Source organism: Mycobacterium sp. NGS67, from assembly GCF_059812185.1.
On the sequence record NZ_JCALCF010000009.1, the window covers coordinates 127535 to 147633 of the forward strand.

Consider the following 20099-nt stretch of genomic DNA (forward strand, 5'->3'; position numbering starts at 1 on the left):
GTCTTTGAACCTACCGTCGTAGGACGCCGATCTTCGCATCGCTGATTACGCTGTGATCAATCGAAGGAGCGGCGCGTGATCACTCTGGATCGCCTGGTGAACGTCCTGGGCAGTTACGGGGTGCGGTTGCGGTGGTCGTCGATTCCGCGCTCGACCGAACTGCGCAACGTCGTGATCCACGAAGCCACCCCGCGCGGCCCGGTGACCGGCGACGTACTCCTGGCCGTCGGTGCATCGTCGTTCGAGGAAGCGATGCGGTGGGCCGCTTCGGCGCACGCGGTCGTGACGTTGCTGCGCGGCCCGGCGGACCCGGCCACAGTCCACGGCGAAGGCGAGGTGGGCGCGGTGCTGCTGGTCGACGAGGCGCTGTCCTGGAGCGAGTTGGCCGCGGTGGTCTACGGGTTGGTGTTGGAGGGTCGCGAGACCGAGGCCGGGCGCGGCCCGACCGATCTGTTCGCCCTCACCGACAGCCTGGCCGACGCGATCGGTGGTGCCGTGGTCATCCACGACCGGCTGATGCAGGTGCTGGCGTACTCCCGACAGCAGCAGCATGCCGATTCCGCGCGGGTGCAGACCATCCTGGCCCGGCAGACCCCGGAGCGGCTACGGGCGTTCTACGAAGCCGACGGCGTCTTCACGCACCTGGCGGTCTCCGACGAACCGCTGTTCATTCCCGAGGATGCCGAGCACGGCGTGACGGGCCGCATGGTCGTGGCCGTGCGTTCCGGCCGCGAACTGATGGGGTCGGTGTGGGTGGCGTGTTCCCTACCGCTGGACGGGGCCGCACGCGTTGCCCTGGTCGACAGCGCCCACACGGTGGCCGTCCATCTGCTGCGGTCGCGTGCAAGTGCCGACCTCGAGCGCCAGGTGGAGTCCGAGCTGGTGATCCGGCTGTTGGAGAGCACCGCCGACGCGGCCACCGTGATCAGCCGGCTGGGGTTGCCGCGCTGTCCCCTGCGGGTGATCGCGCTCCAGGCGTGCATCGGTGCGGACCGCGATGCCGTGCTGCTGCTGGCGTTCGAGCGTGCCACGGCGGGATTCGGCTGGTCACGACCGGGCCGCAGTGCGCTGGTAGGCAGCACCGTCTACACGTTGCTGCCGGGCGACGAGCCGGAAGCCGCCCAGCAATGGGTCGCCGGGCTGCGGGCCGCGCTTCCCGAAGGAGTGACAGTGGTGGCCGGCATCAGTGGCGCCGCCGAGCCCGCCGATCTTGCCGCCGCCCGGCAGGAAGCCGACGAGTGCCTGGCGCTACACGAGGCCTCTGCCCTGTCCACCATCCCGGTTTACGACCAATGCTGGGACGACATACTGCTGCAGCGGCTGCGCACCGCGTCGCGTTCCGGCCGGCTGCCCGGCCGGGGTCCCGTCGCGGAGCTGCGCCGCCACGACGACGCCACCGGAACCGACTACGTGGCGACGCTGCGGGCATGGTTGGCGGCCCAGGGTGACCCGGCCGCCGCCGGCGAGCGGCTGGGAGTGCACGAGAACACCGTGCGGTACCGGATGCGCAAGATGGCCGAGGTCACCGACTTGGCGTTGGACGACGCCGACAAGAGGCTCGCGATGATGATCCAACTCGCGGCGACCGACCTCGGCTGACGCTTTTCGTCCTGTCGGGCCGCGACAACGCGAGCTGGCGCGGTTGTGCGGCTGGGTCAATGCTCACCAGGGCTGTTCGGGGAATCCTGGTATTACGGCCGAAGTTTCGCGGCCCACCGACAGGAGACCACCGATGACCCGCCAGCATACCGATCCGCGGCAGCGGTCGGATGACAGCGCCGCGATGGAAACCTTCACCCTGCAGGCGCCGCACTGGTTGTTCGTGCTGTTCAACCGCAACCCGCTGATTCGCAGGAGCGATCGGCTCGAAGCCCTCGTGGCGGTACTGACCGTCGCGCTGGCGCTGCTGGCGATTCCGGTGGCAGGCGCGATCGGTACGGCGGTCTATGACTCGCGTAGCCAGTTCCACGCCGCGCAGGCGCAGCAGCGGACCGAGGTCACCGCGACCGTGATCGACATGCCCGCGCGCAGCGATCTCACCCAGGTGCACGCCCGATGGTTCGCGGCCGGGGCCGAACACACCGGCGTCGTGCAGGCGCGCACGGCACCGGAACCGGGCGAGACGATCGAGATCTCGGTGAATCCGGACGGCACCTACGCGGGTGGGCCGCCGATGTCCGCCGCGCGTGAGGCGGTGTTCGTGGCCTTGGCGGTCTGGCTGAATGCGACGGTCGTCGCGGCGCTGATCTTCGTCGGCGCTCGAAAACTGCTCACCCGATCTCGCCACGACAACTGGCGACCTGAACTGGCGGACGTGACCGGCGAAGGCCGCGGGCACGTCAGCCGATCCTGACCAGCCAGGGATCTCCGGACCGGGCCCGGCAACGGGCTACCCCAGTCGCCGGGGGCGGTTGCTGAACTCTGCCCGCCCCTGGCGACGACATTCTCCAACTGAAGGGAAACGAAAATGACTCTCGCACAAGATGTTTCGCCCGCCTCGGGTGATGTCGCGAAGAGCGGAATGGTGCTGACCATTCGCTACGACGCGTCCGGTGAAACCGAAACCTTTTTGCTGGGCCGGCGTTTCGGCAAGAACGCCGACATCCCGGTCTACTCGACCCTGTCTCCGCTGGGTCACGCAATCGCCGGCGCACGTCCCGGCGAACAGCGCGTCTACGTGATGCCGCACGAGCGGCGCCCGGTCCACATCACCCTGTTGCGGGCCGTGCCGTACCAACAGCATTCGAAAGGATGGAACTGAACATGACCACCGCGCAACGGGTGTGGATCTCCAAGCACGCCTACGACCGCCTGCAGAAGGAGCTGGCCGCGCTACGTGAGTCGCGCATCGACGCCGACACCGACGGCGGCAGCGCGGAAGCCCACGCCGACGAACAGCAGCGGCAGACGCGTATCCAGCAGATCCACGACCTGCTCACCGATGTCACCGTGGGACAGGATCCCCCCGACGACGGAATCGCCGAACCGGGCATGGTGCTGACCGTCCGATTCGACGACACCGGTTCGGTCGAGACGTTCCTGCTGGGGGTGCGCAGCGCCGAACACGGCGACATCGAGGTCTACTCCAATCAGGCACCGCTGGGCGCCGCCCTCGAAGGCGCCCGCCCCGGGGAACGGCGCACCTATCGACTGCCCAACGGCACCGAAGTGACCGTCACATTGCTCAACGCGGTGCCCTACGGCATCCACATCGCAGCCGGAAAGGAAGAGAAGTGACCACCCGACGCCGTATCGCGGTGCTACTCGGAAGCGTCCTCGCCGCCGTCGCGCTGGCCTTCACGCTCGTCCAACCGGCGCGCGCCCACACCACCCCGGTGGCGACCGAGGCGCCACCGAACCTGCCACCGCTGATCACGTACTACGGCGCGATCGCCTACAGCCACGACGGCTCCAACGGCACCGCACGCCGTCACCTGTCCAAACTCGGCGCGCAGCAGCAAGCTCTGGAACGGTGCGGGGCCGGCAACTGCACAGTGGTCAGCACCTTCACCCGCTGCGGCGCGGTGGCCCACGACGGCACCACGTATCACGGCGGCATCGGCCTCAACCGCCCTATGGCCGAAGCCCATGCTCTGGACCGGCTCGGGGGTGGCTGGGTCGTCGACTGGGCCTGTAACTAAACCCGGTCCCAGACCCGGTGTTCGCCGAGACTCTCGATGAGCGACTCGACCAGGGCCGCCGGGTCCGAGCCGGCGAACACCCCGGCCGCTTCGGTCGGAACCCCTGCCAAAGCAACCAGATCGGCGCCTTGCGGCAGCACCGCGAGCGCCTTCTGGTGCCGATAGGCCTCGTCCACCATGATCCGCGCTTTCGCCAGGGTCGGTGATCCCGCGACGACGACGGCGTCGAACTCCACCGAACGCCCAGTGTCATAGGTGCGCGAAATGGGCACGCTGGGGCCGTCATGTTCGAGAGTCCCACCGTGGGGGGCCACCACGAGCGGAATCAATTTCGCCGCGACGACGGCGCCCAGCGCTGCCGCGACGTCACCGATGTCAGAGTCTGCACCGGTGATGATGCCGATCTGGCGTCCTTGGACGGGCCAACGTTGACCGACCTGCGCCACCGCGGGACTGGTCAGCGCGGGCTCGACGGGCGCAGCGGTCGGGCCCGGCGCCTCGAGTCCCAGACCGGCGGCGACCGTTTCGCACAGTTGCGCATCGACGTTCGCCAGTACCCCGAGGTAGCGCTGCTTGATCACCTTCTCGTAGCACTTGCCGAGTTCGAAGATGTACGCATCGGCCACATGTTCCTGTTCGACCGGCGTCAGACTGCGGTAGAACATCGTGGCCTGGGTGAAGTGATCCTCGAACGACGCAGGGACGGCACGAGTCTTCGTCGACTCCGGGACAACGGTAGGCACATCTATCAGGGCGCCGCTCGTCACGCCGGCCAGGAACGGGCAGCCGCCGTCGAGCGAGTTGGGGCGGTAGGGCGCAACGCCGGGATGCACGCCGTCCTGATGGAATCCGTCCCGCAACATGTCGTTGACCGGCGCGTGCGGACGGTTGATCGGGATCTGGGCGAAATTGGGTCCCGCCAGCCTCGAAAGTTGGGTGTCGAGGTAGGAGAACAGCCTCGCCTGCAACAGCGGGTCGTCGGTGACGTCGATACCGGGCACCAGATGCCCCGGATGGAAGGCCACCTGCTCGGTCTCGGCGAAGAAGTTGGTCACGTTGCGGTTGAGCTCAAATGTGCCGATCACCTGCACCGGGGCCACTTCCTCCGGCACCAGCTTGGTCGCGTCGAGCAGATCGATGCCCTCGAACATCTGCTCGGGGTTGTCCGGGAACACCTGCACCCCGAGGTCCCACTCGGGATAGGCGCCCTTTTCGATGTTGTCGGCGAGGTCGCGGCGGTGGAAATCGGGGTCCACCCCGGCGGCGAGTTGGGCCTCTTCCCACATCAATGAATGCACACCCAGGCGCGGCTTCATATGGAACTTCACCAGTGACGTCCGGCCGTCTTCGGCTATCAGGCGGAAGGTGTTGACGCCGAAGCCCTCCATCATCCGGTACGAGCGCGGGATCGCGCGGTCAGACATCTGCCAGATGGTGTGATGGGTGGCTTCGGTATGCAGACCGACGAAGTCCCAGAAGGTGTCGTGCGCCGATTGTTCCTGCGGGATTCCCCGGTCCGGGTGGGGCTTGGCCGCGTGGATGATGTCGGGGAACTTGATCCCTTCCTGAATGAAGAACACCGGGATGTTGTTGCCGACCAGATCCCAGGTGCCCTCGCCGGTGTAGAACTTGATCGCGAACCCGCGGGTATCGCGCAGGGTGTCAGGTGCGCCGAGCGATCCGGTGACGGTGGAGAAGCGGATGAAGATGTCGGTCTCGACGCCGGATTTGAGGAAGTGCGCTCTGCAAATCTGTTCGGCTGCGCCGTTGGCACGGAACACGCCGTGCGCGGCCGAGCCGCGCGCATGCACCACTCGTTCCGGGATGCGCTCGTGGTCGAAGTGCATGATCTTCTCGCGCAAATGGTGATCCTGCAGGAGCGTCGGCCCGCGTGGACCCGCCTTCAGCGCGTGATCGGTGTTGGACAACCGCGCCCCTTGGGCGGTGGTGAGGTACTCCCCTTGTTGTCCGCGCGCCGTCGGTGGGCCTGCCACAGGAGTGCCGGTGCCGGTGGCCAGCGTCGGCGAGGCCTGATCGGGCTTCGGCGGCAACGGGTCGCGAGGGTCGGTCGGTTCGTTTAACGACGGCTCCTGGGCACCGGGCGCGCCGGGTACATAGTCGGGCGGCTGCCCCGCCAAACCGGCGACCTCCTTGACCTTTTCTTTGACATCGTCGACGACGTCTTTGATGGTCTCCTTGGGTCCGCGACTGTCGGCCATCGTCACTCCTGGTCACTGCCCGGCATTCCGGTGAATGTCACTATGGGCGGTGCAGATACCCGAAACCTCGGCCTGCAAACGGCTCCAGCGTCGCGGGTTGAAGACGGCCGGACGTCGTTCCCGATCGAACCTCGCGTCGCGCGCCCGGAACCGGCGAATTAGTCTGCGCGCCAACGGTTCCCACGAAAAAGCCCGGCTCCACCGTGGGAGCCGGGCTTTCTCGTACCCAGGACTAGAAGTCCATACCGCCCATGCCACCGGTCGGGTCGCCCGCCGGAGCGGCCGCCTTCTCCGGCTTGTCGGCGACGACGGCCTCGGTGGTCAGGAACAGACCCGCGATGGACGCCGCGTTCTGCAGCGCGGAACGGGTCACCTTGACCGGGTCGGCGACGCCGGCCTTGAGCAGGTCCTCGTACTCACCGGTGGCGGCGTTCAGGCCGGTCCCGGCGTCGGAGTTGCGGACCTTCTCGGCCACCACACCGGGCTCCAGCCCGGAGTTGAAAGCGATCTGCTTCAGCGGAGCCTCGAGCGCGACGCGCACGATGTTGGCACCGGTCGCCTCGTCACCCTTGAGGTCCAGCTCGGCCAGGGCCGGAGCCGCCTGCAGCAGGGCCACGCCACCGCCGGCGACGATGCCCTCCTCGACGGCCGCCTTGGCGTTGCGGACGGCGTCCTCGATGCGGTGCTTGCGCTCCTTGAGCTCCACCTCGGTGGCAGCCCCGGCCTTGATCACCGCAACACCGCCGGCCAGCTTGGCCAGGCGCTCCTGCAGCTTCTCCCGGTCGTAGTCGGAGTCGCTGTTCTCGATCTCGGCGCGGATCTGGGCCACCCGGCCGGCGATGGCGTCGGAGTCACCGGCGCCCTCGACGATGGTGGTCTCGTCCTTGGTGATGACGACCTTGCGGGCCTTGCCCAGCAGCGAGATGTCGGCGTTCTCCAGGTTCAGGCCGACCTCTTCGCTGATGACCTGACCACCGGTGAGGATGGCCATGTCCTGCAGCATCGCCTTGCGGCGGTCACCGAAGCCCGGGGCCTTGACGGCGACGGACTTGAAGGTGCCACGGATCTTGTTGACGACCAGGGTGGACAGCGCCTCGCCCTCGACGTCCTCGGCGATGATCAGCAGCGGCTTGCCGCCCTGGATCACCTTCTCCAGCAACGGAAGCAGGTCCTTGACGGTTGAGACCTTGCTGGAAACCAGCAGGATGTAGGGGTCCTCCAGGACCGCTTCCTGACGCTCGGCGTCGGTGACGAAGTAGCCCGAGATGTAGCCCTTGTCGAACCGCATGCCCTCGGTGAGCTCGAGCTGCAGGCCGAAGGTGTTGGACTCCTCGACGGTGATGACGCCCTCGTTGCCGACCTTGTCCATCGCCTCGGCGATCAGGTCGCCGATCGACTGGTCGCCCGCGGAGATGCCCGCGGTGGCCGCGATCTGCTCCTTGGTCTCGACGTCCTTGGCTGAGTCGAGCAGGGTCTGGGTGACCTTCTCGACGGCCTTCTCGATGCCGCGCTTCAGACCCAGCGGGTTGGCGCCGGCGGCAACGTTGCGCAGGCCCTCCTTGACCAGCGCCTGCGCCAGCACGGTGGCCGTGGTGGTGCCGTCACCGGCGACGTCGTCGGTCTTCTTGGCGACTTCCTTGACCAGCTCGGCGCCGATCTTCTCGTACGGGTCCTCCAGCTCGATCTCCTTGGCGATGGACACACCATCGTTGGTGATCGTGGGAGCGCCCCACTTCTTCTCCAGGACGACGTTGCGGCCCTTGGGGCCCAACGTCACCTTTACCGCGTCGGCGAGGCTGTTCAGGCCCCGCTCGAGGCCGCGACGGGCCTCTTCGTCATACGCAATTGTCTTGGCCATTGCGAAGTGATTCCTCCGGATTGGGGATGGCTACGTTCGGGCCGGGCGCAGTGCCCGCGACGGACGGCTGGGGTTGCTCCCCGCTGACGCGGACCCCTGGCCTCACCGTCCCGACCTAGCACTCGCCGGTCGCGAGTGCCAACGTCATTCTTAGCACTCGCCTATGCCGAGTGCAAGAAAATGACGGGCGGTCGCGTCTCGGACTCGATGTCGGTCTGGGTATGTTCGGGGCCATGGCTTCCGACGGCAACAACGACCGCAACTGGGCCGCCGCCGACATCCCCGACCAGACCGGGCGCACCGTCGTCGTCACCGGCGCCAATACCGGTCTGGGCTACCACACCGCCGCGGCACTCGCGTCCCGCGGCGCGCACGTGGTGCTGGCGGTACGCAACCTGGAGAAGGGCAACGCCGCGCTGGCCGGCATCGTGGCCGGCAATCCCGGGGCGGACGTCACGCTGGCCGAACTCGACCTCGCCTCACTGGACTCGGTGCGCCGGTCCGCCGGGAAGTTGCGGGACAGCTACCCGCGGATCGACCTGCTGATCAACAACGCCGGGGTGATGTGGACACCCAAAGGAGTCACCGCCGACGGTTTCGAGCTGCAGTTCGGCACCAACCACCTCGGGCACTTCGCGTTCACCGGACTGCTGCTCGACCACCTGCTGTCGGTGCGCGGTTCCCGGGTGGTGACGGTCAGCAGCCTCGGTCACCGGATGCGGGCGGCGATCCATTTCGACGACCTGCAGTGGGAACGCAGCTACAGCCGCGTCGGCGCCTACGGACAGTCCAAGCTGGCCAACCTGCTGTTCACCTACGAACTGCAACGCCGGCTGGCCGCGGCGTCGGTGCCGACCGTAGCGGTCGCGGCACACCCCGGCGGGTCGGCGACCGAGCTGGCCCGCAACGTCCCGTGGTATCTGCAGCCGCTGCTGGTCCTGGGTCCGGTGTTGTTCCAGAGCGCCGAGAACGGCGCACTGCCGACGCTGCGGGCCGCCACCGACCCGGCGGTCGAGGGTGGGCAGTACTACGGCCCGGCCGGCTTCGCCGAGCAGCGCGGCCACCCGAAGCTCGTCCAGTCCAGCGCCCAGTCCCACGACCAGGATCTGCAGCGCCGGCTCTGGGCGGTCTCCGAAGAGCTCACCGGTGTCACGTTCCCGGTCTGAAATGCGCTCGGTCACCGAACATCAACGCATCGTGGCGGAGCTGATCCGGCCCCGACCCGCGGTCTCGGTTCCGCTAGCCGACGCGCTGGGGCTGGTGCTGGCCGCCGACGTGGTGGCGCCGCTGTCGCTGCCGGTGTTCGACAACTCCGCCATGGACGGCTACGCGGTGCGGGCCGAAGACACTGCCACCGCGACATCTGAACATCCGGTGGCGCTGCCGGTCGCCGAGGACATCCCGGCCGGGCGCACCGACGCGTTGGTGCTGGGGCCCGGCACCGCGCACCGGATCATGACCGGGGCACCGCTGCCCGCCGGAGCGACGGGCATCGTGCCGGTCGAGGACACCGACGGCGGCGTCGCATCGGTGCAGATCCGGCGGCCCGCCACACCCGGCAGACACATCCGCCGCGCCGGCGAAGACGTCGCCGCCGGAACCACCGTGCTGCAGGCCGGCCAGGTGGTGACCCCGGCCGCGCTCGGTCTGGTGGCGGCGCTGGGACTGGCCGAAGTGACGGTGACGCCGCGGCAACGGGTGCTGGTGATCTCCACCGGGTCGGAGTTGGTGCCGCCCGGTGCTGCCCTGCAACCCGGACAGATCTACGAGTCGAACGCGGTCATGCTGGCCGCCGCCGTGCGGGAGGCCGGCGCCGACGTGGTCAGCACCGAGACCGCCGGCGACGACGTCGCGCAGTTCAGTGCGGTGCTGGATCGCCACGCCGGGAACGCCGATCTGATCGTCACCAGCGGCGGTGTCAGCGCCGGCGCCTACGAGGTGGTCAAGGACGCGTTCGGGCGCGACGGCGACCAGGGTGTCGAGTTCGTCAAGGTGGCGATGCAGCCCGGCATGCCGCAGGGTGCCGGGCGGGTGGCCGGCACCACGATCGTCACGCTGCCCGGCAACCCGGTCAGCGCGCTGGTGTCGTTCGAGGTGTTCATCCGGCCGGCGTTGCGCGCGGCGACGGGCTTACCGGATCCGCTTCGCCCGCGCCGCGCCGCGGTCCTCACCGAGACCGTCACCTCACCGCGCGGCAAACGCCAATTCCGGCGCGCGGTGCTGGAGGGCGCGCAGGTCACCAGTTACGGTCCGCCGGCCTCGCACCACCTGCGCTGGCTGGCCACGGCCAACGGCCTGCTGGACATCCCGGAGGACGTGGTCGAAGTGCCTGCCGGCACCGAAGTGCAGGTCTGGGATCTGAGTTAGGCCGTCGAGCCGACCGGGTCCCGGTGGAACTCGTCGGCGACCTGGAAGGCCGTGGTCCCGGCGATCGCCAGCGCGGCCACCGTCAGCACGACCGGAATGGTGACCAGCGCAGCCGACAACCCCCACCACTGCGCCAGATGCCCGATCAACGGCGGCCCCAGCAGGTTGCCCACCCACCCGGTCGCGGCCACCAGTGCGATCGCCGACCCGCCGTTGCCGGCCGAATAGGCCGCGCTCAACGCCGTCGGCACCAACAACGCCACCCCGGCACCCAGGCAGGCGAAGCCCAGCACGCTGATCACCGGGTCGGCCGTCGCCAGCGTCACGCACATGGCGAGCGCGGCGAACACGGCCAGCGCCGGCAGCAACCGCCGGGCCGGGAGCCGCGAATGCAACCGGAGGGCGCCCAACCGCATCACCACCATCGCCAACGTGTAGGCCGCGTAGCTCAGCGCCGACAAGCCGGGACCGGCGCCCACGACGTCGTGCAGGTAGTTGGCTGACCAGTCGGTGGCGGCGCCCTCGCACAGGAAGGACGCGAACGCCACCGCCGCAAGCAGCGCCACGGTCTTGGTGAGCCGCGCCCGGCGGGGTTGCTGGCCGTCCTGGCAGGCGACGACGGCCGCGTCGGGGAAGAGGCGACGCGTGAACGGTCCCACCACCAGCAGCACGGCCAGTCCCAGCACGATCAGCTGCGGACCCAAACCGATACCGGCGCTGACGCAGAACGCGCCGATCACCGCTCCCAGCAGCGCGCCGACACTCCACATCCCGTGGAAGCGGGACATGATCGGCGCGCGCGCCAGCCGCTCCACCGTCCCGGCCTGGGTGTTCATTGCGACGTCCAGCCCGCCCTGGAAGGTCCCCCACAGCGCCAGCGTCACGAACAACCACGGCCCGGACGTCGCCAGCCCCACCGTCATGCCGGCCAGCGCGTAGCCGACCACCATCACCGGCACCAACCGCTGGCTGCCCCACCGGGGCAACGCCCAATGGCTGAACACCGTGGCCAGCACCGAACCCAGCGGCGCACCGAACAGGGCAGTGCCCAGCGCCGCGTCGGAGAGCCCCAGATCGTGCTTGACCTGCGGGATGTGCGCAGCCCACGACGAGAACACCACAGCGTGCGCGATGAACGTTGCGGTGACACCGACCTTCGCGCGGTGCAATCGGGACGCGCGCGGATCATCCGTCGAAATCAGGGGGACTCCTCGAAGAAGGCTCGTGAATTCAAAGCGTTCCCGTTCCGGAGCCGAACGAACCGCGATGCCCGCGCGCCCTTCCGTAAGATGACCCGCGTGGCAAGACGCCCTGGCTCCGCCGACGGTCCCGCACACCTGCTCGAGTTGGTGCGCGACACCATTCCGCCGATCCACCCCGCCGGGCTGCCGTTCGTCGCGACCGGGCTGGCCGTGGCGGCGTCCGGATACCGGCACCGGTGGCTGCGCCGCACGGGGCTGCTGGCGGCCGGGGCCTGCGCGGGCTTCTTCCGGCACCCGTCCCGGGTGCCACCGACCCGGGACGGTGTCGTCGTCGCACCCGCCGACGGCACGGTCGCCCTGGTCGAGCACGCCCTCCCGCCCGCCGAACTGAGCATGGGTGACACTCCGCTGCCGCGGGTCAGCATCTTCCTGTCCATCCTGGACGTGCACGTGCAACGGGTCCCGATCAGCGGTGAGGTGATCGCCGTCCAGCACCGCCCCGGACGGTTCCTGTCCGCGGATCTCCCCGAGGCCAGCGAGGCCAACGAACGCACCAGCGTGCGGATTCGCACGGCCCAGGGCGCCGAGATCGTGGTGGTGCAGATCGCCGGGCTGGTCGCGCGGCGCATCGTGTGCAACGCCCACGTCGGCGACAAACTCGATATCGGCGAGACCTATGGGCTCATCCGGTTCGGCTCGCGGCTGGACACCTATCTGCCGCCGGGCGCCGAACCGCTGGTGCGGGTCGGCCAGCGCGCCACCGGCGGCGAGACCGTGCTGGCTGTGCTGGCATGATCAAGCCCCGCGTCCGGCGCAGCGAAGCCCTGCATCTGCTGCCCAGCGCGATGACGGTGCTGTCCATCTGCGCGGGCCTGACCTCCATCAAGTTCGCCCTCGACGACAACCCGATACCGGCGATGGCCCTTATCGCGGTGGCCGCCATCCTCGACGCCCTGGACGGCCGGGTGGCCCGCATCTTGGACGCTCAATCCCGGATGGGCGCGGAGATCGACTCGCTGGCCGACGCGGTGAATTTCGGGGTGGCGCCCGCACTGGTGGTCTACGTGACGCTGCTGGCGAAGTTCCCGATCGGGTGGCCGGTGGTGCTGCTCTACGCGGTGTGCGTGGTGCTGCGCCTGGCGCGCTACAACGCGCAGTTGGACGACGGCACCCTGCCCCCCTATGCGAAGGAATTCTTCGTCGGCATGCCGGCACCGGCGGGCGCGGTGTCCATGATCGGCACCATCGGCCTCAAGCTGCAGTTCGAACATGACGGCTGGTGGTCCAACCAGTGGGTGCTGGCCGCCTGGATCACCGGGACGTCGCTGCTGATGGTCAGCGCGATCCCGATGAAGAAGGTGCACACCTTCGCCGTCTCGCCGAATCAGGCGGTGCTGGTGCTGGCGGTGGTGGCGCTGGTCGCGGCGGCCGCGGTGGTGTTCCCCTACATCCTGATCTGGGTGATCATCGTCTCCTACGTGTGCCACATCCCGTTCGCGGTGCGCAGCAAGCGCTGGCTGGCCAAACACCCCGAGGTCTGGGACGACAAACCCAAGCAGTGGCGGGCGGCGCAGCGTGCGACCCGCCGGGCACAGCCGAACCGCCGGTCGATGGCGCGGCTCGGGTTGCGCAAGCCGGGCAGGTGAGTTGAACAGTCCCAGGACGCAGCTCGCGCTCACGGCGCGGCTGAACACGGCTGCTGTCGACTCGCGCCGCGGCGTGGTCCGGTTGCATCCCAGCGCGATCGCCGCGCTGGGCATCCGAGAATGGGATGCGGTGTCGCTGACCGGATCCCGGACCACCGCGGCCGTCGCGGGCATGGCCTCCGGCGACATTCCCGTCGGCACCGTGCTGCTCGACGACGTCACGCTGTCCAATGCCGGGCTGCGCGAGGGCATCGAGGTGATCGTCGGCGCGGTCGTCGTCTACGGCGCCCGGACCGTGACGCTGAGCGGTTCGACACTGGCCACCCAGTCGCTGTCGTCGGCGACGCTGCGCCAAGCCCTGCTGGGCAAGGTGATGACGGTCGGAGACGCGGTATCGCTGTTGCCGCGGGACCTGGGCCCGGGCACCTCGACCTCGGCGGCCACCCAGGCACTGGCCTCCTCGGTCGGGATCAGCTGGACCTCCGAGCTGCTGACCGTCACCGGCGTCGACCCGGACGGGCCGGTCAGCGTCCAGCCCAACACGTTGGTCACCTGGGGGACGCTGCAGGCGCACCGCGCATCGGGGGTGGAACCGGCCACGGTGGTCGGCCCGGATATCCAGGTCGAGGAGCTCAAGGGCGCCCAGCCCCAGGCCGCCAAGCTGACCGAATGGCTCAAATTGGCCCTCGACGAGCCGCACCTGCTCAAGACCCTGGGCGCGGGCACCAATCTGGGTGTGCTGGTGTCCGGACCGGCCGGCGTGGGCAAGGTGACGCTGGTGCGCGCGGTGTGCGCCGGCCGGCGGCTGGTGGAAGTGGACGGCCCGGAGGTCGGCGCCCTGGCGGCCCAGGACCGGTTGCAGTCGGTCGCTGCGGCGGTGACGGCAGTGCGCGACGGCGGCGGCGTGCTGCTGATCACCGACGTCGATGCGTTGCTGCCGGAGACGGCCGAGCCGGTGGCCGCGCTGATCCTGGCCGAGCTGCGCACCGCGGTGGCCACCGACGGCGTCGCGTTGATCGCCACCTCCGCGCGCCCCGACCAGGTGGACCCGCGGCTGCGCTCGCCGGAACTGTGCGACCGCGAGCTGAGTCTGCCGCTGCCCGACACCGGCACCCGCAAAGCACTGCTGGAAGCACTGCTCAAAGAGGTGCCCACCGGTGACCTCGACTGTGACGAGATCGCCAGCCGCACACCGGGTTTCGTGGTGGCCGACCTGGCCGCACTGACGCGCGAGGCGGCACTGCGGGCGGCGGCGCGGGCCAGCGCCGACGGCGCGCCACCGAAGTTGAGCCAGCAGGACCTGCTCGGGGCGCTGACCGTCATCCGCCCGCTGTCCCGCTCGGCAAGCGAGGAAGTGAGCGTCGGCAGCGTGACGCTCGCCGACGTGGGCGACATGGCAGAGGCCAAGCAGGCATTGACCGAAGCGGTGCTGTGGCCGTTGCAGCACCCGGACACCTTTGCCCGGCTGGGCGTGGACCCGCCGCGCGGGGTGTTGCTGTACGGTCCCCCGGGTTGCGGCAAGACGTTCGTGGTGCGCGCGCTGGCCAGCACCGGGCAGCTCAGCGTGCACGCGGTCAAGGGGTCCGAGCTGATGGACAAATGGGTGGGGTCGTCGGAGAAGGCGGTCCGCGAATTATTCCGTAAGGCAAGGGATTCCGCGCCGTCGCTGGTGTTCCTCGACGAGGTGGACGCGCTGGCACCGCGGCGCGGTCAGAGCTTCGACTCCGGCGTCACCGACCGGGTGGTGGCCGCGCTGCTGACCGAGCTGGACGGCATCGACCCGTTGCGCGACGTCGTCGTGCTGGGCGCAACCAACCGTCCGGACCTGATCGACCCGGCACTGCTGCGGCCCGGGCGGCTGGAGCGGCGGGTGTTCGTCGAACCGCCCGACGCCGAGGCCCGCCGCGAAATCCTGCGCACCGCAGGCAAATCGGTCCCGCTGAGCTCCGACGTCGACCTGGACGCGGTGGCCGCCGAACTGGACGGGTACAGCGCCGCCGACTGCGTGGCCCTGTTGCGCGAAGCCGCTCTGACCGCGATGCGACGCTCCATCGACGCCGCCGACGTCACCGCCGCCGACCTGGCCGCCGCGCGCGAAAATGTGCGTCCGTCGCTGGACCCGCTGCAGGTGGAATCGCTGCGCGCGTTCGCCGAGGCCGGCTAGCCCGATTTCGCGCCGTCACTCCGACAGCTGGAACTCGATCATCGCGGTCACCGAGTCCACCGCTTCCAGCAGCGCGGCCAACCGATCGGCGCCCGAGGGCGCGGCCAACACCGCGTACCGGTCGGCCGGACCCATCGGGACGCGAGCCGCCAACGCGTACAACAGCTTTGCGTTGTCTCGTGGCGCGTCGCCGGGGTAGTCGAACAGCTCGTCGCGGTCCGGCACCTGCACTCCCCGCGCCGCGGCCACCCGATCGAACAGCGCCAGCACCCGGTCCTCGATGTCCCGGACCTGCGCGGCGGTCACCGGCAGCCCCGGTTCGTCGGGCCAAATCTCTACGCGGGCACGGGGATACGGATCATCGGGCAGCCACTCGCGCACCCGGATCCGTTCCCCGATCCGGCAGCGCAATGCGTACCGGCCCGAACCGCCGGCCACGTAATCGGTGATCCTGGCCAGGGTCCCGATGTCGCTGCGCGCATCGCCGCCACCGACCTCGCGGCCGCGGGAGATCAGCACCACGCCGAAGCGGGGATTCTCACTTTCCATGCAGTCACGTACCAGCGCGGAGTACCTCGGCTCGAAGATGCGCAGCGGCAGGATCTCGTCCGGTAGCAAGGCCGACTCGAGCGGAAACATCGGCATCTCGACCGGCTCACGATCCATCGCGCCTCACCCCCACCTCAGCATAGGCCGACGCCGTTCCCGGTCGCCCAACGTGTAACCACTGTCAAAATCAGGCCGAAATTTCGCAGCAGCGACACGCTCGGCGAACGTGCGAGTCCCGGCCGGCCACCGCCGGAGACTAGATCTCCAGTTCCGCCACCAGGGCGTCGACCACCGAGCGCAGGTCACCGTCGTGCTCTTCGGCCACCCGCCGCTGTCGCTGATACGACGCGCCGAGGCGCGGGATGTCGGCCACCGCGGCCAACTCTTCGGTGCAACGCAGTGACCTGGCGATCGGTTCGAGACGGGTCAGCACGTCGTCGAGGTCTTCGGTGACCAGCCGTTCGTTGCTGTCGGCATCCAGGATGATCACCGCGTCCAGGCCGTACCGGGCCGCGCGCCACTTGTTCTCCTGGACGTGCCAGGGCGGCATGCTCGCCAACGGCTCGTCGGCCTCCAGGCGGCGGTCCAAATCGACGATCAGGCAGTGCGTCAGCGCGACCAGTGCGCCCAACTCGCGCAGGTTGGACACGCCGTCGCAGATGCGCACCTCGATGGTCCCCAGGTGCGGGGAAGGCCTTATGTCCCAACGGACTTCGTCGACGTGGTCGATGATGCCGGTCTTCTTCTGGTCGTAGACGAAGCCTTCGAACTCTTTCCAGGTCTGGAATTGGAACGGCAACCCCGCGGTCGGCAACTGCTGGAACATCATCGACCGGTTGCTCGCGTACCCGGTGTCCACGCCGCCCCACCACGGCGACGACGCCGACAACGCCAGCAGATGCGGGTACTGGTTGAGCAGCGACGAGATGATCGGCATCACCTTGTTCGGCGACGAAATCCCCACGTGCACATGCACACCCCAGATCAGCATCTGCCGCCCCCACCATTGGGTGCGCTTGATCAGCTCGGCGTAACGCGGTGCGTCGGTGAGCTTCTGACTCGACCACTGCGCGAAAGGATGGGTGCCCGCGCAGAACAACTCCATCCCGCGGTCGCGCACGATGCGCCGCGCCGGACCCAGCGTCTCGCGCAGATCCTGCATTGCCGCGGGGGCGTTTTCACAGATGCCGCTGACGATCTCGACGGTGTTGCGCAGCAATTCCTTGTGCACGCGCGGGTTTTCGCCGATTTCGGCGATCACCGCGGTGGCCTCGTTGCTCAGATCCCGGGTCTCGGCGTCGACGAGGGCGAACTCCCATTCCACGCCCACCGTGGGCCGGGGCGAACGGGCGAAGTCGATCCGGTTGCGCGCCCGGCTGCGAGGCAGGCTAGCCGGCTCCGATGACACCGCACGCAACCCGCTTGCCGGCGTCACCGGTTTTCATCGTGGTCTCGTCGGGACCCGGTTGGCCGTTGACCTGGTAGCGGTTCGGGATGTTCATGAAGTTGTCCGGACCCTCGTGGATGATGATCGACGTCTTGCTGCCGGCGAGCAGGTCGTCCATGGTGAAGCCGTCCGTGGTGGTCACCAGCATCGCCGCGCCGTTCTTGCGTACCTGCAGCGACGTCAGGTCCCCGCTGGCGTGGCCGGTCGAGCCGGGCGCCGAAAAGTGCCCGCCGGCAGACATGAAGTCGCCGGTTTCCCCGCCGTCGGGGGCTTGCGAATTCGCCTCGCACTTGCCGACTTTGTGAATGTGCATGCCATGAAAGCCCGGTGCGAGTCCACTGCTGCTGGTGGCCGTGACCGTCACGGTCGCATAGCCGTTGGCGAAGTCGAATTTAGCGGTGGCGATCTCCGCGCCGGTGGGGCCTTTGAGCACGGTGGTGATGGTCTGCCCGGACGGCGGCGCCTCGGAGGTGGCCGGCGCCGACTCGGCATGCCCGGAGGTCGACGGCGCGGGGGATCCGGTCCAGACCGACGGGGTGGTACCGGGTGTCGTCGACGGTTGCTGGGGCGACGAGCACGCGCTTACCAGCGCGACGCATGCGGCCGCGGACAGGACTGACATGGCGACTGTGGGACCGGCGAGCTTAGGCATAGCCGTGAGCCTAGCCTGGCAATGATCCGAACTCAGCCTCAACCCGTCACCAAAACGATGACGCCCGGCGGCAGCTCGGAAAGTTCGGGCGTGCGCTTTTCCACCGGCGCCGCCAACTTCTTGCCCACGGCGTCAGCGGTCGCCTTTTCGCTCTCTTCGCCGTAGTAGACGGTCGTCACTGCGACATCGGCGGCGGTGAAGTTGGTGACGTCGGCCACTTTGAAACCGGCCGCTTTGAGCTCATCCCCCGTCCGTGCGGCGACGCCCTCCTTGCCCGAGATGTTGTACACCCGCACCTCGGCGTCGTTGGCGGCCGGCTTCGCGCTGGTCGACGACGGCGCCACGGGGTTGGACATGGTGGTGACCGACGACGACTCCTCCTCGGCCTTGCCCGACGAATCCAGAGCCTGCCAACCGAGCAACAGGAAGATGACACCCAGGAAGAGCAACACCATCACCATGGCCCGCAGGGGAAGCCCCGAAGAGTCGGGTACGCGCTCGTTCATCGAAGCCACTGTAACCAGCGGACGGCCAGGAACCGCAAAACGGTCAGGTCACCTCGAAGCCCAGCCGCCGCGCGGCCCGGGCCTTCTGACGGCTGGCGCGCAACCGCCGCAACCGCTTCACCAACATCGGGTCGGCGGCCAGCGCTTCGGGCCGGTCCACCAGCGCGTTGAGCACCTGGTAGTAGCGCGTCGCCGACATCGAGAACAGCTCTCTGATGGCGTCTTCCTTCACCCCGGCGAACTTCCACCACTGACGCTCGAAAGCCAAGATGTCGTGCTCGCGCCGGGTCAGCCCGTCGGCGATCTCCGAGTCGTCCCCCGCTCGATGTGCCCGCGCCATGGCGCTGTCCATATTGCTTCCCCTGGACCCTTCCGGCGAATGCTCGATTGCTCGAATGACTTTGACCTACATAGGGGCAATGTCGTGCGCGAATATTGAACCACGCCGCAAAGTGTTGCGCCGGAATCCACACCCGCGCGTCGGCCGAATTGCTGCGGATCGACAGGTCCCGATGCTGGTCACACCCTGTGACGGAGTCGACAGGGCGCACACCCGTGGCAGAATCGCCCCCCTTCTCCTCGGCCCGTTCCGGGCCGCATCGTCGGCGGGCCTAAGCTAGCCGACCATGGCAGTCGTACCCATTCGCATCGTGGGAGATCCGGTCCTGCACAATCCGACGACGCCAATTCCGGTCGGACCCGACGGATCGCTGCCGGCCGAGCTGCCCGAACTGATCAAGACCATGTACGACACGATGGACGCCGCTCACGGTGTCGGGCTGGCCGCCAATCAGATCGGCCACGGACTGCGGGTCTTCGTCTACGACTGTTCTGATGACCGTGGGCTGACCCAGCGCCGGCGTGGGGTGATCGTGAACCCGGTGCTGGAGACCTCGGAGATACCCGAGACGATGCCGTCGGCCGGCCACGACGACGACGAGGGCTGTCTCTCGGTGCCGGGTGAGTCCTTCCCGACCGGACGCGCGGACTGGGCACGGGTCACCGGTCTGGACGGCGAGGGCAAACCGGTCAGCGTCGAGGGCACCGGATTGTTCGCGCGGATGCTGCAGCACGAGACCGGGCATCTGGACGGATTCCTCTACCTGGACCGCCTCGTCGGCCGGCACGCACGGGCCGCCAAACGCGCGGTCAAGTCGCACGGTTGGGGGGTGCCGGGATTGTCGTGGCTGCCCGGCGAGGGGCCCGACCCGTTCGGTCACTGATGGTGTCGTGGCCGGGCCTGGGAACACGGGTGGCGCTTCGCTACCGTCGGCCACCCGGATCGGTCCCGCCGCTGACCGACGCCATCGGGCACCTGGTGGCGGTCGGCCCGACGTTGCGGTTGCGCACCAAAACCGGTGCGCTGGTCGAGGTCTCACCCGACGACGTGGTGGCGATGCGGGTACTGACCGACGCCCCGGTGCGCACCGCCGACATCCGCGCGCTGGAACGTACCGCTGCCGCGGAGCGGCCCGGCGCCGAGCAGACCTGGCTGGACGGCTGGCTGCTGCGCGCCGGCGACGGGATCGATCTGGCGACCAACTCTGCGGCACCCCTTGATGTTTCGGCACACGAGAACTCCATCCCGGAGATCCTCGAGTGGTACCGCCGCCGGCGCCTCACCCCGCGACTGGCCATCGCCGACCGGTTGCTGTCACCGCCGCCGGGCTGGGTCACCGAACGCACCGAACAGATCCTGGTCCGGGCCGAGGACCGGGCCTACCGGTGCGTGCCGGACAGTGAACCGACCGCACCGGCCGAGGCGCAGGGTTTCCGGCTGCACCACCGTCGTCGATACTTCCGCCCAGCCCAGAACTAGGAGACCTGCCATGCCGAACGGCACCACTG

Annotated in this window: 19 protein-coding genes and 1 pseudogene; 12 read left to right on the top strand and 8 right to left on the bottom strand. The window is 68.7% G+C overall.

The window, feature by feature from the left end; translation table 11 throughout:
* The first annotated feature begins 75 nt into the window (after window positions 1-75).
* The 5 genes from AC5Y4D_RS11015 (at window position 76) to AC5Y4D_RS11035 (ending at window position 3641) form a co-directional block, all read left to right on the top strand.
* A complete protein-coding gene (locus AC5Y4D_RS11015; protein WP_500037137.1) occupies window positions 76-1599 on the top strand; it encodes a PucR family transcriptional regulator in 1524 nt (507 codons plus the stop codon).
* Window positions 1600-1642: 43 nt separating this feature from the next.
* Window positions 1643-2353, top strand: a complete 711-nt coding sequence (locus AC5Y4D_RS11020; RefSeq protein ID WP_500037138.1) for an Rv1733c family protein — start codon at window positions 1643-1645, stop codon at window positions 2351-2353.
* A gap of 114 nt (window positions 2354-2467) precedes the next feature.
* Complete coding sequence (locus tag AC5Y4D_RS11025; RefSeq protein ID WP_499944695.1) at window positions 2468-2761, top strand: GreA/GreB family elongation factor; 294 nt, start codon at window positions 2468-2470, stop codon at window positions 2759-2761.
* Between the two features lie 2 nt (window positions 2762-2763).
* Window positions 2764-3237 (top strand): GreA/GreB family elongation factor, encoded by a 474-nt coding sequence (locus AC5Y4D_RS11030; protein ID WP_499944779.1) that lies wholly within the window; start codon window positions 2764-2766, stop codon window positions 3235-3237.
* A complete protein-coding gene (locus tag AC5Y4D_RS11035; RefSeq protein WP_499944694.1) occupies window positions 3234-3641 on the top strand; it encodes a DUF4189 domain-containing protein in 408 nt (135 codons plus the stop codon). Before AC5Y4D_RS11030 ends, AC5Y4D_RS11035 begins: the two co-directional genes overlap by 4 nt.
* On the opposite strand, the gene AC5Y4D_RS11040 is transcribed toward AC5Y4D_RS11035, so the two are convergent.
* Window positions 3638-5860, bottom strand: a complete 2223-nt coding sequence (locus AC5Y4D_RS11040; RefSeq protein ID WP_499944693.1) for a catalase — start codon at window positions 5858-5860, stop codon at window positions 3638-3640. The two genes, AC5Y4D_RS11035 and AC5Y4D_RS11040, sit on opposite strands and share 4 nt — an antisense overlap.
* Before the next feature lie 232 nt (window positions 5861-6092).
* Complete coding sequence (gene groL, locus AC5Y4D_RS11045) at window positions 6093-7718, bottom strand: chaperonin GroEL (RefSeq protein WP_499944692.1); 1626 nt, start codon at window positions 7716-7718, stop codon at window positions 6093-6095.
* Between the two features lie 233 nt (window positions 7719-7951).
* Between groL and AC5Y4D_RS11050 the strand changes: the two genes are divergently transcribed.
* Both AC5Y4D_RS11050 and moeA read left to right on the top strand, forming a co-directional pair.
* Window positions 7952-8884, top strand: coding sequence for an SDR family NAD(P)-dependent oxidoreductase (locus tag AC5Y4D_RS11050; protein ID WP_499944691.1), 933 nt, complete (start codon window positions 7952-7954; stop codon window positions 8882-8884).
* A 1-nt stretch (window position 8885) separates the two neighbouring features.
* Window positions 8886-10085, top strand: a complete 1200-nt coding sequence (moeA, locus tag AC5Y4D_RS11055) for a molybdopterin molybdotransferase MoeA (RefSeq protein ID WP_499944778.1) — start codon at window positions 8886-8888, stop codon at window positions 10083-10085.
* On the opposite strand, the gene AC5Y4D_RS11060 is transcribed toward moeA, so the two are convergent.
* Window positions 10082-11254 (bottom strand): MFS transporter, encoded by a 1173-nt coding sequence (locus AC5Y4D_RS11060; protein ID WP_499944690.1) that lies wholly within the window; start codon window positions 11252-11254, stop codon window positions 10082-10084. The two genes, moeA and AC5Y4D_RS11060, sit on opposite strands and share 4 nt — an antisense overlap.
* A 129-nt stretch (window positions 11255-11383) precedes the next feature.
* Between AC5Y4D_RS11060 and AC5Y4D_RS11065 the strand changes: the two genes are divergently transcribed.
* Genes AC5Y4D_RS11065 through AC5Y4D_RS11075 form a run of 3 tightly spaced genes read left to right on the top strand, consistent with a single transcriptional unit; the run spans window position 11384 to window position 15097 of the window.
* Entirely contained in the window at window positions 11384-12082 is a 699-nt protein-coding gene (locus AC5Y4D_RS11065) for a phosphatidylserine decarboxylase (RefSeq protein WP_499944689.1), read from the top strand.
* A complete protein-coding gene (gene pssA / locus AC5Y4D_RS11070; protein ID WP_499944688.1) occupies window positions 12079-12933 on the top strand; it encodes a CDP-diacylglycerol--serine O-phosphatidyltransferase in 855 nt (284 codons plus the stop codon). Before AC5Y4D_RS11065 ends, pssA begins: the two co-directional genes overlap by 4 nt.
* Before the next feature lies 1 nt (window position 12934).
* On the top strand, window positions 12935-15097 hold the full coding sequence (locus AC5Y4D_RS11075; RefSeq protein WP_499944687.1) for an AAA family ATPase: 2163 nt from the start codon (window positions 12935-12937) through the stop codon (window positions 15095-15097).
* Window positions 15098-15112: 15 nt separating this feature from the next.
* On the opposite strand, the gene AC5Y4D_RS11080 is transcribed toward AC5Y4D_RS11075, so the two are convergent.
* From AC5Y4D_RS11080 to napA, 5 genes are all read right to left on the bottom strand, one after another.
* The gene (locus AC5Y4D_RS11080; RefSeq protein WP_499944685.1) at window positions 15113-15763 is read right to left on the bottom strand and encodes an LON peptidase substrate-binding domain-containing protein; all 651 of its coding nucleotides are present in this window, start codon (window positions 15761-15763) and stop codon (window positions 15113-15115) included.
* 139 nt (window positions 15764-15902) lie between these two features.
* Entirely contained in the window at window positions 15903-17033 is a 1131-nt protein-coding gene (locus tag AC5Y4D_RS11085; protein ID WP_499944777.1) for a glutamate--cysteine ligase, read from the bottom strand.
* Between the two features lies 1 nt (window position 17034).
* Window positions 17035-17745, bottom strand: coding sequence for a superoxide dismutase[Cu-Zn] (gene sodC, locus AC5Y4D_RS11090; RefSeq protein ID WP_499944684.1), 711 nt, complete (start codon window positions 17743-17745; stop codon window positions 17035-17037).
* 38 nt (window positions 17746-17783) lie between these two features.
* Window positions 17784-18251 (bottom strand): LytR C-terminal domain-containing protein, encoded by a 468-nt coding sequence (locus AC5Y4D_RS11095; protein WP_500037139.1) that lies wholly within the window; start codon window positions 18249-18251, stop codon window positions 17784-17786.
* A gap of 43 nt (window positions 18252-18294) precedes the next feature.
* Entirely contained in the window at window positions 18295-18603 is a 309-nt protein-coding gene (napA, locus tag AC5Y4D_RS11100; protein ID WP_499944682.1) for a nucleoid-associated protein NapA, read from the bottom strand.
* A 274-nt stretch (window positions 18604-18877) separates the two neighbouring features.
* Here napA and AC5Y4D_RS11105 point away from each other — a divergent pair, with 274 nt between their 5' ends.
* The gene (locus AC5Y4D_RS11105; protein WP_499944681.1) at window positions 18878-19474 is read left to right on the top strand and encodes a peptide deformylase; all 597 of its coding nucleotides are present in this window, start codon (window positions 18878-18880) and stop codon (window positions 19472-19474) included.
* Window positions 19474-20043: pseudogene (locus tag AC5Y4D_RS11110) on the top strand (GNAT family N-acetyltransferase, cg3035/Rv0428c family); the annotation flags it as partial. The gene AC5Y4D_RS11105 and the pseudogene AC5Y4D_RS11110, both read left to right, overlap by 1 nt.
* Window positions 20044-20099: the final 56 nt, after the last annotated feature.